Genomic DNA, 14769 nt, shown 5'->3' with positions numbered 1-14769 from the left:
GTAGATGAGCAGCTGCTTTAGTTGTTTAGCGTAGTATAGTAGCATAGGGCCATTAATCGTTGCGGTGATTTTTCTTGTAGACTTGATCAATGGCGACGCCGATGGGACTGTGTTGCAACTTATCGATAGCGTTCATGGTCGCCTCTTCTGCTCCATCTAGAAAATTCATGACTTTGTTATAAATTCGGTCGCAGCCTGCTTCCCACGAGGGGCCGATTTCTTCCATGTAGTTGGCGACACGTTCCAAGCCATCTTCAACCGCTTTCGGAAACAGATCGTGCGCAATATCCAAAATGTTTTCAAAAATGCCCATGGATTCTTCGGATTCTTCGTCTGTGGTATTTTCAATTTCCGGTTCGATTGTTTTGATTTGTGATTTTGTAGCAGCCATTTTGGCCTCCTTTTGATGTTGTCATTGCGTGCCAAGGGCGTGGCAATCTCTTTTGCGATTAATTTAACTGATTTTTACACGTGCTCAAATAGGCAATGTTTTTGCGTTCTGAAAGCTGGAACTTTTAAAAAGCGTGGCTTTACGGAAATTGATTGAAAATGCATGAATTTTCAAATAATGCACGCGGAAAATGGAACTTTTAAATTTTGCACGTGAACGTACAAAAGTAACGCTATTGAATTATCTTTAAGGTATGATTAGCGTTTCTCAGAAAATTAAGGTGGCGTCATCGCATTTGTTGCGTAGCCAGATGGAGCTTGATGTTGAGGATTACGGGCTCAAGGGAATTGGCGACTTGTGCAACCGCATTCTTGCACGCTATGCAGAGTTCTCCGTGCCGGATACTGCACGGCTAGCGATGGATGATACTTTGTACAAAAATATTCCACCGCTCCAGTTTTCACTTTCCAAGACCGGCGAAAGTTTTGCGAATTATGCAAATAATTTGGGGAAAGCCCGTAACGTCAAGGTAGCGGCCCTTTGCCGATACTATTTTGAAAATTACATCAATCTCCCGCGTGGGAAGCGCGAATGTTTTATCTTTCGCGATGATTTGAATAAACTATTAAATGCCATTGAAAAGCATGTCAATGTGACGCTGAACTATCGTGGTGAAGTGAAAAATGTTTCGCCTTGCTTTTTAGCGTTTTCTCCATCGCAAGTGCGTGCCTATGTTGTTGTGTGCGATGGTGATACCAATAAGCCCATACCAAGTCGTTTCCATTCGTTGCGACTTTGCCATATCAGGGGAGTCGCTGCCGACTTGGAAAGCAAGGCTTATCATTGTGAAAATTTTATCCTCTCGAACCAGGCAAATCTTTATCGCGAACAATTTGACCCGTTCCTCTGTCACGGACAAAATATCAAAGTGCGTTTCACCGAGAAAGGTGCAGAACGATACAACAAGCTCACGACAAATCGCCCTAAAGTCATTGCGATGGATAATGCCTGCGGCAAGACACCCGCGAAAATGGATTGTGCAGAAGTCCGTGGTGCCGGTGATTACACTTTCGAATGCTCCGAGAAGCTCGCGAAAATTTACTTCCCGCAGTTCCTTGATGAAGCAGAAATCCTAGAACCGCGAGAACTCCGTCTCTGGTTCAAGGAAGAATTTGAGCGTGCCGCAAAAGTTTATGGCGGACGATAAATCGTTGTATCTTATTCTTCGTCCTTAATTAATCGGACGGAAGCGTAACAGGGGACTTCCTCATCATCGATTTCGTCAACGCCATCTTCGAAAGATACGCTACTGTAACGCCTTTCGTTTTCAACGCACCAGAAGTGAGCTGAAAAGTCAAGTAAGTCAAAGTCGTCACCGCAATCGCGCATTCCGCCCGCGACCATGGAGAAGCCGTACTTGTCGGAACTTGACTTGATCCATTCATCCGATGCGATAACGCTTAGGACATCCTTGCAGCGGGAATCCTTTTTGGCAAAGCGAATCATCGTTTCCCATTCCTTTCTTGTCGGCAAGTGCCATCCCTCGGGAATTGCTTCTTCTAAACCATTCTCGCTATACAGATAACCATATTTGTCAAAATACTGGTAGTCATCATCATAGGCTACGCAGTCATCGGAATCCAATTCAAATTTCAGGTTTTCGGCGAGCCATACTTGCTTACCGATTTTGCAAGTCTTGTATTCGGTACCATCGCGCGTGTCGACGAAAGTCCCCATTTCTGCGGCGGATCTTTTAGGAGTTTCATTGCTGTTTGTTTGCGGCTGGGCGGGCTTCTTGGGCATAACCATTATGGACATAATGCTTTCCTTTTTTTGATAATTAATTTGCTTTTGATTTACCGCAAATTTAAGAACAAAAAGAGTGCAATCGAAGTGATTTTTTAGCAAGCCATTTTTATTGCAACTTTTGATTTGGAATAAAAGTTCCATTTGCTGGCGCGCAAGAAATGACTGTATGGAAATATTTGTGATTTAATGAAGATTATGAGAGTGTGCGCAATTTTCGAAGTTCTAGTTTTGGGAACTCGGATATTTTAAACATTTAAGACTTTATATGTGTTGCCTATATTTTCACAAAATTTAATAGGAGAGACAAATGCCTAAAGTTAAAAGAACTGTAGTGATGTGTGAAAAATGCAATTCTGAATTCACTGTTTCAGAATCGTTTGCAAAAAGCATGAAATACTGCCCTGCATGTAGTAGTGCTTTGGCACCGTCCATTGAGGAAGTTCAAAAGGACCTCAAATTTTTAGTTGCTTCGTACATTGACAAATACGGCATGGACTTCGTGCTTGATGCTATCAAGAGCATCAAGATGGAAGAAGGAGTCACAGCCTTGCAATCGCTTGTAGATGAATACCATTTGTTGAGATAAAAAAACTCCTCCGTGGGGGAGGAGAGATGGAGTTGGTAGTGATGCTGTGGTGATTTTGCGGAGGTACGTAATGGTTAAAATGGGAAGAACGGATTTAATAGTTCGTTGACCTGCTTGCTTTCGGCAACGTTCGTTTTGCACCATATTGCAAAATCTTCGCAGTTATTGAAGAGTACATTGTATCCAGCGTTGTCTATTCCTTTGCGACCGAGCATTGATCTTGCACGAGCGACGGTTTGTCGTGGAGATTGAAGCTCGTATTCGTCGCCTTTGAAGAAATTTCTCAATACGCTTCCAGATTCATATTCTTCGTTGAATGTCATTATATGTATATCAGACCCTTCGCTAAAGTGGCTGAGGGTGGTTTCGTGTATGTAGGCTTTTTCAGCATCCATATCACCATTGGGTGCGGCGAAATGAATGACCTTGTTTTTTTCCTATATAGATTCCAAAATGTCTGTACAGCGCAATATAGCGATTAACGAAAATCACATCGCCGTATTTGGGATCTCCAGTTCTTTCGTGAAATAATTTGTTAGTTAACTTGTATTTAACAGCCTCTGCAACAGGGCTTGTGAAAAGGGCTGATGGAATTGTTGGGGAAAGATGTTTTGCAATGCCAAAAAAAAATCATATTCTTTTTTTTGAAAAAAAAATGGCCCCCGTTCATGCGCAGGAAGCCTGACGCGCGTGATCCAATAAGCATATTATTGCCTAAATGTGATTGGTTCTAGTGGTTGCCTTCTTGTAGATGGTGACAGCTAGCGTAATAACCTCAAGAATAAAAAGTAACGCTCTTAACATTATTTTCCTTTTGGAGGGTGCTTCCTGTTCATGCGTAAGAAAGCGAAAGACGCTTGCGAAATGCGTTTGTGCATAGGCGAGGTGTTGTACTCGTTTGGAGCCCATGGATATCTTCCGTGGGCTTTCTTTTTCTCCTTGTTTTTATGTATATTATTTCCACAAGAAGAAAGGAGATTATATGACCGTAGTTATCGTAGTCGCAGTCATTTTCATCGTCATCGCCGTGTTCATTTCCATGTACAACGGGCTTGTGAAGCTCCGCAACAATCGCGAGAATGCGTTTGCGAATATTGATGTGCAGCTCAAGCAGCGTTATGACCTTGTGCCGCAGCTTGTTTCGACGGTGAAGGGCTATGCCACGCACGAAAAGGACGTGCTTGAGAAGGTGACTGCCGCACGTGCTGCCGCTATGAGTGCAACGACTATCGATGAAAAGGTCGCTGCTGACAAGGCTTTGTCCGGTGCGCTCGCCGGGCTTCGCGTTTCGCTGGAAGCTTATCCGGAACTCAAGGCGAACCAGAACTTTTTGCAGTTGCAGACGGAACTTGCGGACATTGAAAACAAGCTTGCCGCCGCACGCCGTTTCTTCAACTCCTCGACGCGCGAATACAACAACGCTTGCGAAGTCTTCCCGAGCAACATCATTGCTGGCATGTTCCACTTTACCCGTGCTGCCATGTACGAGGCGACCGAGAATAGGGCAACGCTTGAAAAGGCTCCTGAGGTGAAATTTTAATGAGTAGACAGTAGGCCGTAAGCAGTAATATAATGGCGCGACTGGTGTCGCGCGTTTAACTAGCGCTTTCGGCGCATTTTTTTCTGTCTACTTCCTACTTCTAACTTCCTACTGCTTATGCGTTACGTCGGTCTCCAAACCCAGATTTGGCGGAATAACCGCAATACGGTGATTCTGCTTTTCATGTTCCCGGTGATTTTGCTGGGGATGGTGTTCCTGGTTATTCTGGGGCTTGATTTTTTCGGAATTCTCTGCGATTTTGTCGGGGGAGGCTGCCCGCCGAGCCATGCTTCGCAAACGAGGTATGGAGCTATGCACTGGTCCGAAATTTGGCTTTGTTTTAAAGCGGTGGTTCCGTATACGTTAATGATTGTGGGTGTATGGTTCATTATCGCCTATTGCGCGAACACTGCCATCATACGGCATGCTACTCATGCTAAACCTGTTGAACGCAAGGATAACTTGCGCGTTTATAACATTGTCGAAAATCTCTGCATTGCAGGTGGCATCGAGATGCCGCAAATCAACATCATTCAAGATTCGGGAATGAACGCCTTTGCAAGCGGCATTGATATTCCTTCGTTTACGATTACGCTTACAACGGGGCTTATCGAAAAGCTGGACGATAGGGAGCTTTCGGCGGTCGTGGGCCACGAACTTACCCACATAAAGAATCGCGATACGCGTCTCATGGTGGTGTGCATTGTGTTCGTGGGCATTTTTGCGACAATTCAGATGGTCTCGATGAAACTGATGAGTGCAATTGTTCGTTCTCCGCAACGTTCTTCCAGGCGTAACCGTAACAGTGGCCGTGCGGATATATATATCCTTCTGATTTTATTGCTTGTGTTTATCTGGAGTTCTATCGGTTATGTTTTTACCTGGCTTACGCGACTTGCGATTTCGCGCAAGCGTGAATACGTTGCCGATGCCGGCGGTGCCGAACTTTGTGGAGATCCGCTTGCGCTAGCTTCTGCGCTGCGAAAGATTTCCAAGGATCCGGGGCTTATGAGCGTAAAGCGCGACGATATCGCACAGCTTTACGTGATCCATCCGGACGAGGAATTTGATAACAATATGGGGTTGAAGGGCTGGGTCGCGAAGGCGAACATCATGTTCTGCACGCACCCGGATACACCTGAGCGCATTCAGCTGCTTGAGCAATTTTAAAAATGCCTATAATTATGGCTTAGGCGTTTTTTTTCGGATTGTTTTTGTCCAGAATAGCTTTATTGATATAGTTTATGCCCTTAGCCTTGTCGGCTGCGGCAGGCGTCTGGAGCTGGATTTGCTCCAACATTAAAGCTTCGAGCTTGGACATCAGTTCGGTGGCTGTACAGCCGAAAGCATCGGCAAGGTCACAAAATGATTTGACGGAGAGGTTGCGTTTGCCTTTTGCGACGAGACCGAGGTGCTGACGGCTAATCCCGCTATCGAGAGCGAGTTTTTTCTTCGTAATCGAAGTAGCCCCTTGCATCTGTGCTAAAAGTTCTATTTCAGCTTTTCGGATGACATCAATGTCATATCGCATTCTCCAATGTTATGAATTACCCCAAAATATCGTGCAAACAATTGTTTCCATAATTTCGAGAAATTTTTGGATTTTAGCGATGTAATCATAGTCAAAAAAGCACCCTTTGGCAGGGTGCTTCTATAAGTTTTAACTATAGCTAATGGCGCTTCTGGCTGTTTTTGATTAGAATTTGGCCTTCAAAGCAGCCGGGCATTCAACTTCTTTATAAGTGTGGTTCGGGTTGCCTGCTGCTTCCATCCATGTGGCGAGGAAGAGGCACCCTTCCTTGGCCTGGGTGTCGCTTGCAAATGCGCTGTTGCACTTCTTGGTAAGGCATTCCTTACGCAGGGTGAGGAGGTTGCCATTGTAACCGACTTCCTTTTCGCAGTCGGAGAGGAGGCCACCGTATGTCGTGGTGTTTTGCGGAATGTTCCAGCCCATCTGGCTGCATCCGTTAAATGCACCGAATCCGCCACCCGGAATCATGATGTCGAACTGGCCGCCTTGCACGTCGTAACCGATATTGGATGCCATCACGACGAGGGTCTTGCCCTTGAGAGCCTGGTGGTTTGCCTTGGTTTCGTACTTGCCGGTACCGGTGAAGGTGAGGGCGAAGCACTTGCCGCATGTGGCGTCGTTACCCGGAGTTGCTGCGAATGCGTAGGCGAGTTTGTCGCTCACGATTATAGGAATCTGGCTTGTGCAAGTCGTGCCCTGGCCACCAGAGCAGATACTGCCGTTCGTGTTGCTGATCGGGGTCTTGCCCTTGGCATCGCAAGTCTTGGCAGCGCCGCCGTGTTCCGGCCAGGAGCAGTGAGGCATGCAGCAGTCCCAGTAACGGGTGGCAAAGCCCTGCTGTCCACCGGCGCCTGCATTGAGGTACTTGGCTTCTTCGGCGGAAGCGTTGGGGTTGTTCTGCTGTTGCTGCTGGCTAGACGAAGATTTCGGCTGGCTGCTGGAGGACTTCGGCTGTTGCTGCTGCTGAGACGAAGAAGATTTTGCCTGCTGCTGTTGCTGTGAAGAAGAAGACTTCACGCTAGAGCTGGACTTCGGCTGCTGAGAAGGTGTAGAGCCGGTCATGTTCTGGCAATTCTTGTTTTCAGGATCGTAGTAGCAGTTTACCTTGCAATCATTGTCGTAGGCGTACTTTTCGCCCTTGGAACCGGTCAGCTGATCGTAATAGGCGACGCACTTGCCCGAAGCACTGTCATAGCACTGGCCATTGCACTGTTTGTCGGAGGTGCCGGAGTTGGTCTGCTGCTTCGAGGAGGAGCTTGCGACAGGCTGCTGGGTCTTCTGCGAAGAGGAAGAGGCGACTGGGGTCGGAGTCTGTGTCTTGGCGGAGCTGGAGCTTACTGTCGGGAGTGTTGTGCTCGGGATATATGCCGAGGAGCTGCTTGCAACTACGACAGTACTTGGAGTCGTTGTGGCGGCGTTCGGATCAATGCCACCCGGAAGGAGAATCGTCTTTCCGTCAATGGTAGCCTTGGAGCCGTCAGTATAGGAAATGGTCTTGTCCGGGTTCACGACCGGGAGCGTTTCGAGCTTCACGTTCGTGAGAACGGCAGCGCCGTTTGCGTCAACGATAGTGCCGGTAGCGACATCGAAAGTGCCGACAGGGACGCTTGCTTCGTTGGTGACGAGGTACGTGCCTGTTCCGTTAGGCACGATAAGGAAAATCTGTGTGCCGGTGGTAATCATCCAGCAGCTTTGATCCACTTCAAGAGCCGGCTTTGCATTCACAGCCGTGAGGTCAGAAGCGTTGTTTGCCGCAGAGGCCGGGTCGTCGGAGCAGTTCCAAGCAATAAAGGAGAGTCCGAAAATTGCGAGGGTTTTGAACAGTTTATTCTTCATGATATAATAAGCCCTTGTAAATATATCACACCCTGTATTCCAATCATCCGCGGTAAAAGATAAAATCTTATCCTCTAAAATGCTCGTAAATAAGAGTAAAAAGAACTATACAATGTAATTATGTGAAGTTACGCACAACTTATTTATTATCAAAGACTTACAAAAAAGAAAAACGCCCCTGTCCGGGGCGTTTTGTTCCGATTTAGACTTTTTTATTAGTACTTGTCCTTGAGGACCTGCGGGCATTCCACTTCGACGTAGTTGTGTTCCGGGTTGCCTGCTGCGCCCATCCAGTCGGCGAGGAAGAGGCATCCCTTTCTTGCCTGTTCGTCGTTGGCGAAGGACTTGTTGCACTTTTCGGTGAGGCAGCTCTTGTATTTGCCTGCGGCGTACTTCGTTTCGGTTTCGCAATCAGAAAGGAGACCGCCGTATTGAGCGCCCTGGCTGCCCCAGCCCATGCTAGAGCATCCGTTGAATATACCGACGCCACCACCCGGGATCATGATGTCGAACTGTCCCTGCTGAACGTCGCCACCAACGTTTGTTGCCATGATGATGAGCTTCTTGCCTTTAAGTCTCTTGATGTTTGCGTCGTTAGAATACTTGCCGGTACCGGTGAAGGTGAGCTGGAAGCACTTACCGCACTGACCGCCGTTTGCTGCCGGAACTGCCGCGAATGCGAATGCCATTTCGGTGCAACCGTCAATCGTGAACGGAATCTGGCTTGTGCAGGTCATCTGGGAACCGCCGCTGCAGATACTGCCGTCGCCCCAGTTCGTATTTTCAGTCTTGCCCTTGTTGGTACATTGCTTGGAGTAGTTACCGCCTGCATGTTCCGGCCAGGAGCAGTGAGGCTTGCAGCAGTCCCAGTAACGGGTGGCCCAGCCAGAACCGCCACCGCCCTTAGTCTTGATAGTCGGACACTGGTTTGTTACAGGGGCAGAGCTGCTGCTCGGGGGAGGAGCGGAGCTGCTGCTCTTCGGCTTAGAAGAACTACTCTTGGGGGTAGCGCTGCTGCTGTTCGGGTTAGGCGGATTGTATACGGAAGAGCTACTGTAAACCGGGTTGGTGCTTGATGAGGAAGCGACTACACCGGCGTAGTCTACGCATTTTCCGCCCGGAGCGAGAATTGGGAGAGTAAGGATATTTGAGGTCGTAGTAAGAACTGTGACCTGGTCAATGTACTTGATGGAATTTGTTGCAAAGTCGGCATAACCGATGGGCGTGCCGTCCGGCTTTGTGACGACTGTGTTCTGGTAAATCACGTAGTCGCCAGTCGCATCCTTCAAGTGGAAGGCCGGTTCCAAAATCTTGTAGCGGACTCCATCGCCTGTAATGAGCGGGAGCTTGGAGAGGTCGATGTTGTTGATAATCGGCTTGCCGGACAGGTCAACTATATTGACGAGGGAAGAACCCGAGGATGCGACGATTGTGCCGACCTGCGTGCCGGCTTCATCGGTCACCGTGAGGTCTGCATAAAGGAGATAGTTCTTGGTGGCCGCTAAGTACCAGGCGTCAATGCAGGACGAAATGGCTGTGCTTGGCTGCGGCTTAGGGTTGGCGTTGCACTTTGTCGGGTCACCCGTGAGGACCGGAGTTGTTGCAAGATCAACTTGGGGGATGATGGTGTTGCCGGACAAGTCTTTGACGATGGCAACCAGAGTTCCCTGAACGGGGACTAGCTTACCGACTTCATTTCCGCTAAGATCTGTGACTTTCAAATCTTGATACATCAAAAGACTGTAATCTTTCAGGTACCAGGCGTCTTCACAGGGTACAAAAGAAGACTCGCCACTGTTGGGCGATTTGTCATCTGAACACGAACAAGCCAAAGCGAGTGCCCCAAGCGTAAGCAGGGACCTCAAAAGGGGGTATTTCATAGAAGTTCCTCGAAATTATCCCCAAACACCTTTTTTAAAAGATAGAAATATTATATATAATGTCTTGTAAAAATTCTTTTCACGTCATTATCGTGATGTAGAACAAGTTGGAGTTTGGTTATTGGCCTGTGGTCAGTAGTCATTTGTTAATGGTCGTTTATCAACAGTTGATGGGGAAAATTTTGGGGAACGTAATTTGTTTTTCCGGGTGAGGCGGAAAATCTCAAAATATTGAAAGTCAATGGCTTGGAGAAACTTGAAAAACGTAAAACTTTGTAAAATTTTATAATGTAAAAATCTTTTTACATCTTGAATCTTGGATTGTGAATTGAATTTCGCTGCGTTTGTGAATATTGTTGATAAAATGTAGAAAACTTGGTTTTATAGTTGATATAAAATATTGAACCTTTGATTTTTGAGCGAAAAAAGGCATTTTTATCCTGGGAAATGAGCGGGTTTTCAACGGCCCGGAAACACCCTGAAAAACTGTGGATAAGTCCGAAAATCCGCATTTTTGGCGAAATTTCAAAAGAAAAAATCTTGCAAATAATCTAGAAATTATTAAATTTGTGTTCCAATTTCGCAGAGTACCGCTTCCTATGCTTTGCGAAAATACGGAGAACTCGTGTAGTTCTCTTGAACTTGAAGCGATAAACCTTCTGCTGAAGAAGAGGAAAAAATGGCAAAAGAACATTTTGACAGAAGCAAGCCGCACTGCAACATTGGCACCATCGGCCACGTTGACCACGGTAAAACCACTTTGACCGCTGCAATCTGCACGACTCTCGCTGCTAAGGGTCTCGCCGCTGCAAAGCGTTTCGATGAAATCGACAACGCTCCGGAAGAAAAGGCTCGTGGTATCACGATTAACACCTCTCACGTGGAATACACCACTGCAAACCGTCACTACGCACACGTTGACTGCCCGGGGCATGCTGACTATGTGAAGAACATGGTGACTGGTGCTGCTCAGATGGACGGCGCTATCCTCGTCGTTGCTGCTACTGACGGCCCGATGCCGCAGACTCGCGAACACATCCTTCTCGCTCACCAGGTTGGCGTGCCGAAGATCGTCGTGTTCATGAACAAGTGCGACATGGTTGACGATGCCGAAATTCTCGACCTCGTCGAAATGGAAGTTCGCGAACTTCTGTCCAAGTATGACTTTGACGGTGACAACACCCCGATCATCCGCGGTTCTGCTCTCAAGGCTCTTGAAGGCGATCCGGAATACCAGGACAAGGTCATGGAACTCATGAACGCTTGCGACGAATACATCCCGCTCCCGCAGCGCGATACCGACAAGCCGTTCCTCATGCCGATCGAAGACGTGTTCACGATTACTGGCCGCGGCACTGTCGCTACTGGCCGTATCGAACGCGGTGTCGTTCGCTTGAACGACAAGGTCGAACGTATCGGTCTCGGTGAAACCACCGAATACGTCATCACCGGTGTTGAAATGTTCCGCAAGCTTCTCGACGACGCTCAGGCAGGTGACAACGTTGGTCTCCTCCTCCGTGGCGCTGAAAAGAAGGACATCGTCCGTGGCATGGTTCTCGCCGCTCCGAAGTCTGTCACTCCGCACACCGAATTCAAGGCTGAAATCTACGTTCTCACGAAGGACGAAGGTGGCCGCCACACGCCGTTCATGAACGGCTACCGTCCTCAGTTCTACTTCCGCACCACCGACGTTACCGGCACGATTCAGCTCCCGGAAGGCGTCGAAATGGTTACCCCGGGTGATACCGTCACGATTCACGTGAACCTCATCGCTCCGATCGCCATGGAAAAGCAGCTCCGCTTCGCTATCCGCGAAGGTGGACGTACTGTTGGTGCTGGCTCTGTTACCGAAATCATCAAGTAAGGAATAATCATGGCTGGTGAACGCATCCGTATTCGCTTGAAGAGCTTCGATCATCGTATGATCGACCGCTCTGCTCAAGATATCGTGAATACAGCTAAGAACACTGGGGCTCGTATTGCAGGCCCCATCCCTCTCCCGACGAAGATCCAGAAGTATACGGTGCTCCGCTCTCCGCATATTGACAAGACTTCTCGTGAACAGTTCGAATCCCGTACGCACAAGCGTCTTATCGACATCCTTGATGCTACGCCGCAAACTGTAGATTCCCTCATGAAACTTGACTTGCCGGCAGGCGTTGAAGTCGAAATTAAGGTCTAATAACAATGAACGGTATTCTCGCAAAGAAATTGGGAATGACCCAAGTGTTCACGGAACAGGGCGAATGCGTCCCTGTCACGGTTCTCGAAGCCGGTCCGTGCGTGGTCGTTTGCCATAAGACAGAAGAGAAGGACGGCTACACTGCTGTCCAGATCGGCTTTGGTCTCAAGAAGGAACAGCGCGCCAATAAGGCAGAAGTCGGCCATTTCAAGAAGGCTGACGTGGCTGTTCGTGAACACCTCGCTGAATTTGATGTCGCTGATCTCGAATCCTGGCCGGTTGGCAAGGAATTCGGCGCTGCCGACTTCGCTGATGCAAAGACTGTGAACGTCTCTGGCATCTCCAAGGGTCATGGTTTCTCTGGCACTATCAAGCGCCACGGTTTCCATAGCGGTCCTCGTTCCCATGGTACGCACAATATGCGCGAACCGGGTGGTACGTCCGCTCACTCCTATCCGGGTCGTGTTTTCCCGGGTAAGCGTATGGCTGGTCAATACGGCAACAAGAAAGTGACCGTGAAGCACCTCCAGGTCGTCAAAGTTGATGGCGACCGCAACCTGATCTTCGTCCGTGGCGCTGTCCCGGGCCCGAAGAACAGCATCATCGTGGTGAGGAAAGACTAATGGCTAGTGCAAAGCTTTTCGCCGCTACTGGCGATTTTAAGAATGATATCCAGCTCCCGGCTCTCTTCGACCAGGAAGTCAACAAGGTCTGCATGTACCTCCACATCAAGGCTATCCTGAACAACAACCGTCAGGGTACTGCTCAGACTAAGTCCAAGGGCGAAGTCAGTGGCGGTGGCCAGAAGCCGTGGAAGCAGAAGGGTACCGGCCGCGCTCGTTCCGGTCAGAACACCTCTGCAGTTTGGGTTCGTGGTGCTAAGGCACACGGTCCGAAGTCTCATGACTACTTCGAAAAGGTGAACAAGAAGGTCAAGAAGATCGCTTTCTACTCCGCTCTCGCCAACAAGGCTAGCGAAGGCAAGGTCTCCGTGTTCGAAGCTCTCAGCTTCAGCGCTCCGAAGACCAAGGATCTCCTCTCTGTTCTCGCCAAGTCCGGCATCGAACAGCGCAACGTTCTCTTCATCGTTAGCGAAAAGGATCAGAACCTCTATCTTTCCTCTAACAACATTCCTTGGTGCCGCTGCGCTCGCGTAGCTGACGTCAACACTTACGATGTTGTTCGTGCAAATAACGTTGTTATCTCTCAGGCTGCTCTCGCAGAACTTGAAGGAGGCCGCTAATGAAAGAAATTCGCGAAATCCTCGTTGCTCCGCACGTTACCGAAGAAACCATGAAGAACATGGTGAACAAGCGTAACGACGTGCACAAGTACGTGTTCAAGGTCGCCATGGACGCTTCTAAGGAAGACATCAAGGCTGCTATCGAAAAGCGCTTTGAAGTCAAGGTCGCTAAGGTCAACACTTTGATCAACCGCGGCAAGATCAAGCGCGTCCGTATGGTCGCTGGCAAGAAACCGAACTGGAAGAAGGCCTACATCACATTGAAGGCCGGGCAAAAGATTGCCGAGTTTGAAGGAGTATAACCATGGGTCTGAAATCTTATCGCCCGATTACCCCGACACTGCGTTACAAGCAGATTGGTGACCGCAAGGAACTCTCTGCTGTAAAGCCGTACAAGCCGCTTACCGAAGGTATCAAGCGTAGCTCCGGCCGTAACAATGCTGGTGAAATTACCTCCCGTCGTCGTGGTGGTGGTCACAAGAAACTGTATCGTATCATCGACTTCAAGCGTCAGTTTGCCGGTCTCTCCTGCACTGTCGAAACGATCGAATACGATCCGAACCGTACCGCTCGCATCGCTCTCGTCAAGTACGAAAACGGCAAGCGTGCATACATCATCGCTCCGGCCGAAATCAAGGTTGGCGATGTGCTGAACGCTGGTGAAGGTGCTGAATTCCGCGTAGGTAACGCAATTCCTCTCCGCGACATTCCGCTCAACACCATTATCCACAACATCGAAATGAAGCCGGGCAAGGGTGCCCAGATTGCTCGTTCCGCTGGTGCCGGTGCAGAACTGGTTGCCAAGGACGGCAAGCTCTGCCAGGTCAAGCTTCCGAGTGGCGAAGTCCGCTACATCCCGGAAGACTGCCTCGCTACCGTTGGCCAGGTTTCCAATATCGATCACATGAATGAATCCTCGGGTTCTGCAGGCCGCTCTCGCTGGCTCGGCAAGCGCCCGGCCGTCCGTGGTGTCGTTATGAACCCGGTCGATCACCCCCTTGGTGGTGGTGAAGGTCGTACCTCTGGTGGTCGTCATCCGTGCTCTCCTTGGGGTAAGAACTCTAAGGGTGCAAAAACTCGTAACAACAAGCGTACTGATAAGTTCATCGTACGTCATCGTCAGAAGAGGGCCTAATTCATGTCTAGATCCCTTAAGAAAGGTGCGTTCGTGGATTCCCACGTTCTCAGCAAGGCCCAGGCGATGGCCGGTTCCGACAAGAAACAGGCTATCAAGACCTGGTCCCGTCGTTCCACAATCGTCCCGGATATGGTCGGACTCACGTTCTCCGTCTATAACGGCAAGCAGTTCCTTCCGGTTTATGTCACCGAAAACATGGTTGGCCATAAGCTCGGCGAATTCTCCATGACCCGTACTTTCCGCGGTCACCGCAAGACTGAAACTGCTGGAGGCAAGAAATAATGCAAGCTGTTGCTAAAGTTAAAAACGTCCGTTACGGCGTTCGCAAGCTCCGTCGCGTAGTCGACCTCGTTCGTGGCAAGTCCGTCAGCGAAGCCTTCGCGATGCTCTCCATCCTCCGTACGCAGACCAAGGGTGCTCCGCTGGTTGAAAATGCTCTCAAGTCCGCTGTCGCTAACTTGAAGCAGAAGTCCGCCGCTCCGGTTTCCGCCGAAGAAATCGTGATCAAGACCATCACCGCTGATGGTGGTACGATCATGAAGCGCATTCACCCGCGTTCCCAGGGCCGTGCTTTCCGTATCGAAAAGCCGCTCTCCCACATCACCGTCGTTGTCGCAGACAAGGAGAATTAAC

General features: G+C 49.0%; 18 protein-coding genes. 12 read left to right on the top strand and 6 right to left on the bottom strand.

Annotated features, from left to right (window positions below):
* Positions 1-52: 52 nt before the first annotated feature.
* Positions 53-391 carry a hypothetical protein gene (locus FSU_RS09060; protein ID WP_014546126.1) on the bottom strand — a complete coding sequence of 113 codons (339 nt, stop codon included), beginning with the start codon at positions 389-391 and terminating at the stop codon, positions 53-55.
* A gap of 253 nt (positions 392-644) precedes the next feature.
* On the opposite strand from FSU_RS09060, the gene FSU_RS09055 reads away from it, so the two are divergent.
* The gene (locus FSU_RS09055) at positions 645-1598 is read left to right on the top strand and encodes a WYL domain-containing protein (protein ID WP_014546125.1); all 954 of its coding nucleotides are present in this window, start codon (positions 645-647) and stop codon (positions 1596-1598) included.
* Between the two features lie 11 nt (positions 1599-1609).
* Here FSU_RS09055 and FSU_RS09050 read toward each other — a convergent pair whose 3' ends face one another.
* Entirely contained in the window at positions 1610-2209 is a 600-nt protein-coding gene (locus tag FSU_RS09050) for a fibrobacter succinogenes major paralogous domain-containing protein (protein ID WP_015732014.1), read from the bottom strand.
* Between the two features lie 298 nt (positions 2210-2507).
* On the opposite strand from FSU_RS09050, the gene FSU_RS09045 reads away from it, so the two are divergent.
* Positions 2508-2786 carry a hypothetical protein gene (locus FSU_RS09045; protein ID WP_014546123.1) on the top strand — a complete coding sequence of 93 codons (279 nt, stop codon included), beginning with the start codon at positions 2508-2510 and terminating at the stop codon, positions 2784-2786.
* Positions 2787-2860: 74 nt separating this feature from the next.
* Here the strand turns inward: FSU_RS09045 and FSU_RS15900 are convergent, their stop codons facing one another.
* The gene (locus tag FSU_RS15900) at positions 2861-3208 is read right to left on the bottom strand and encodes a lecithin retinol acyltransferase family protein (protein ID WP_276324420.1); all 348 of its coding nucleotides are present in this window, start codon (positions 3206-3208) and stop codon (positions 2861-2863) included.
* A gap of 560 nt (positions 3209-3768) precedes the next feature.
* Between FSU_RS15900 and FSU_RS09030 the strand changes: the two genes are divergently transcribed.
* Both FSU_RS09030 and FSU_RS09025 read left to right on the top strand, forming a co-directional pair.
* Positions 3769-4326, top strand: coding sequence for a LemA family protein (locus FSU_RS09030; RefSeq protein WP_014546122.1), 558 nt, complete (start codon positions 3769-3771; stop codon positions 4324-4326).
* 117 nt (positions 4327-4443) lie between these two features.
* Positions 4444-5496: a M48 family metallopeptidase gene (locus FSU_RS09025; protein ID WP_014546121.1), complete on the top strand. Its 1053-nt coding sequence runs from the start codon at positions 4444-4446 to the stop codon at positions 5494-5496.
* 19 nt (positions 5497-5515) lie between these two features.
* Here FSU_RS09025 and FSU_RS09020 read toward each other — a convergent pair whose 3' ends face one another.
* The 3 genes from FSU_RS09020 to FSU_RS09010 form a co-directional block, all read right to left on the bottom strand.
* Positions 5516-5857 carry a helix-turn-helix domain-containing protein gene (locus FSU_RS09020; protein WP_014546120.1) on the bottom strand — a complete coding sequence of 114 codons (342 nt, stop codon included), beginning with the start codon at positions 5855-5857 and terminating at the stop codon, positions 5516-5518.
* A gap of 165 nt (positions 5858-6022) precedes the next feature.
* Entirely contained in the window at positions 6023-7693 is a 1671-nt protein-coding gene (locus FSU_RS09015; RefSeq protein ID WP_014546119.1) for a glycosyl hydrolase family 5, read from the bottom strand.
* 215 nt (positions 7694-7908) lie between these two features.
* Positions 7909-9573, bottom strand: coding sequence for a glycosyl hydrolase family 5 (locus tag FSU_RS09010; protein ID WP_014546118.1), 1665 nt, complete (start codon positions 9571-9573; stop codon positions 7909-7911).
* Positions 9574-10252: 679 nt separating this feature from the next.
* Between FSU_RS09010 and tuf the strand changes: the two genes are divergently transcribed.
* The 8 genes from tuf to rplV are packed head-to-tail and all read left to right on the top strand — an operon-like array spanning position 10253 to position 14768.
* Positions 10253-11437, top strand: a complete 1185-nt coding sequence (gene tuf, locus FSU_RS09005; RefSeq protein ID WP_014545994.1) for an elongation factor Tu — start codon at positions 10253-10255, stop codon at positions 11435-11437.
* A gap of 9 nt (positions 11438-11446) precedes the next feature.
* A complete protein-coding gene (gene rpsJ / locus FSU_RS09000) occupies positions 11447-11755 on the top strand; it encodes a 30S ribosomal protein S10 (protein WP_014546117.1) in 309 nt (102 codons plus the stop codon).
* Positions 11756-11760: 5 nt separating this feature from the next.
* Complete coding sequence (gene rplC, locus FSU_RS08995; RefSeq protein WP_014546116.1) at positions 11761-12378, top strand: 50S ribosomal protein L3; 618 nt, start codon at positions 11761-11763, stop codon at positions 12376-12378.
* The gene (rplD, locus tag FSU_RS08990) at positions 12378-12998 is read left to right on the top strand and encodes a 50S ribosomal protein L4 (RefSeq protein ID WP_014546115.1); all 621 of its coding nucleotides are present in this window, start codon (positions 12378-12380) and stop codon (positions 12996-12998) included. Before rplC ends, rplD begins: the two co-directional genes overlap by 1 nt.
* Positions 12998-13300, top strand: a complete 303-nt coding sequence (gene rplW, locus FSU_RS08985; RefSeq protein WP_015732013.1) for a 50S ribosomal protein L23 — start codon at positions 12998-13000, stop codon at positions 13298-13300. Before rplD ends, rplW begins: the two co-directional genes overlap by 1 nt.
* Before the next feature lie 2 nt (positions 13301-13302).
* Positions 13303-14133 (top strand): 50S ribosomal protein L2, encoded by an 831-nt coding sequence (gene rplB / locus FSU_RS08980; RefSeq protein WP_014546114.1) that lies wholly within the window; start codon positions 13303-13305, stop codon positions 14131-14133.
* A 3-nt stretch (positions 14134-14136) separates the two neighbouring features.
* Positions 14137-14418 carry a 30S ribosomal protein S19 gene (gene rpsS, locus FSU_RS08975; RefSeq protein WP_014546113.1) on the top strand — a complete coding sequence of 94 codons (282 nt, stop codon included), beginning with the start codon at positions 14137-14139 and terminating at the stop codon, positions 14416-14418.
* Entirely contained in the window at positions 14418-14768 is a 351-nt protein-coding gene (gene rplV / locus FSU_RS08970; RefSeq protein WP_014546112.1) for a 50S ribosomal protein L22, read from the top strand. The genes rpsS and rplV overlap by 1 nt, the downstream gene beginning before the upstream one ends.
* Position 14769: the final 1 nt, after the last annotated feature.

The sequence above is a fragment of the Fibrobacter succinogenes subsp. succinogenes S85 genome (assembly GCF_000146505.1).
GTDB classification, from domain to species: domain Bacteria; phylum Fibrobacterota; class Fibrobacteria; order Fibrobacterales; family Fibrobacteraceae; genus Fibrobacter; species Fibrobacter succinogenes.
This window is presented reverse-complemented; position numbering and strand designations above follow the sequence as displayed.

What these genes read in the sequence shown, in the direction of transcription:
- FSU_RS09060 (WP_014546126.1), bottom strand. Translation starts at nt 391, where the DNA reads ATGGCTGCTACAAAATCACAAATCAAAACAATCGAACCGGAAATTGAA.
- FSU_RS09055 (WP_014546125.1), top strand. Translation starts at nt 645, where the DNA reads ATGATTAGCGTTTCTCAGAAAATTAAGGTGGCGTCATCGCATTTGTTG.
- FSU_RS09050 (WP_015732014.1), bottom strand. Translation starts at nt 2,209, where the DNA reads ATGTCCATAATGGTTATGCCCAAGAAGCCCGCCCAGCCGCAAACAAAC.
- FSU_RS09045 (WP_014546123.1), top strand. Translation starts at nt 2,508, where the DNA reads ATGCCTAAAGTTAAAAGAACTGTAGTGATGTGTGAAAAATGCAATTCT.
- FSU_RS09030 (WP_014546122.1), top strand. Translation starts at nt 3,769, where the DNA reads ATGACCGTAGTTATCGTAGTCGCAGTCATTTTCATCGTCATCGCCGTG.
- FSU_RS09025 (WP_014546121.1), top strand. Translation starts at nt 4,444, where the DNA reads ATGCGTTACGTCGGTCTCCAAACCCAGATTTGGCGGAATAACCGCAAT.
- FSU_RS09020 (WP_014546120.1), bottom strand. Translation starts at nt 5,857, where the DNA reads ATGCGATATGACATTGATGTCATCCGAAAAGCTGAAATAGAACTTTTA.
- FSU_RS09015 (WP_014546119.1), bottom strand. Translation starts at nt 7,693, where the DNA reads ATGAAGAATAAACTGTTCAAAACCCTCGCAATTTTCGGACTCTCCTTT.
- FSU_RS09010 (WP_014546118.1), bottom strand. Translation starts at nt 9,573, where the DNA reads ATGAAATACCCCCTTTTGAGGTCCCTGCTTACGCTTGGGGCACTCGCT.
- tuf (WP_014545994.1), top strand. Translation starts at nt 10,253, where the DNA reads ATGGCAAAAGAACATTTTGACAGAAGCAAGCCGCACTGCAACATTGGC.
- rpsJ (WP_014546117.1), top strand. Translation starts at nt 11,447, where the DNA reads ATGGCTGGTGAACGCATCCGTATTCGCTTGAAGAGCTTCGATCATCGT.
- rplC (WP_014546116.1), top strand. Translation starts at nt 11,761, where the DNA reads ATGAACGGTATTCTCGCAAAGAAATTGGGAATGACCCAAGTGTTCACG.
- rplD (WP_014546115.1), top strand. Translation starts at nt 12,378, where the DNA reads ATGGCTAGTGCAAAGCTTTTCGCCGCTACTGGCGATTTTAAGAATGAT.
- rplW (WP_015732013.1), top strand. Translation starts at nt 12,998, where the DNA reads ATGAAAGAAATTCGCGAAATCCTCGTTGCTCCGCACGTTACCGAAGAA.
- rplB (WP_014546114.1), top strand. Translation starts at nt 13,303, where the DNA reads ATGGGTCTGAAATCTTATCGCCCGATTACCCCGACACTGCGTTACAAG.
- rpsS (WP_014546113.1), top strand. Translation starts at nt 14,137, where the DNA reads ATGTCTAGATCCCTTAAGAAAGGTGCGTTCGTGGATTCCCACGTTCTC.
- rplV (WP_014546112.1), top strand. Translation starts at nt 14,418, where the DNA reads ATGCAAGCTGTTGCTAAAGTTAAAAACGTCCGTTACGGCGTTCGCAAG.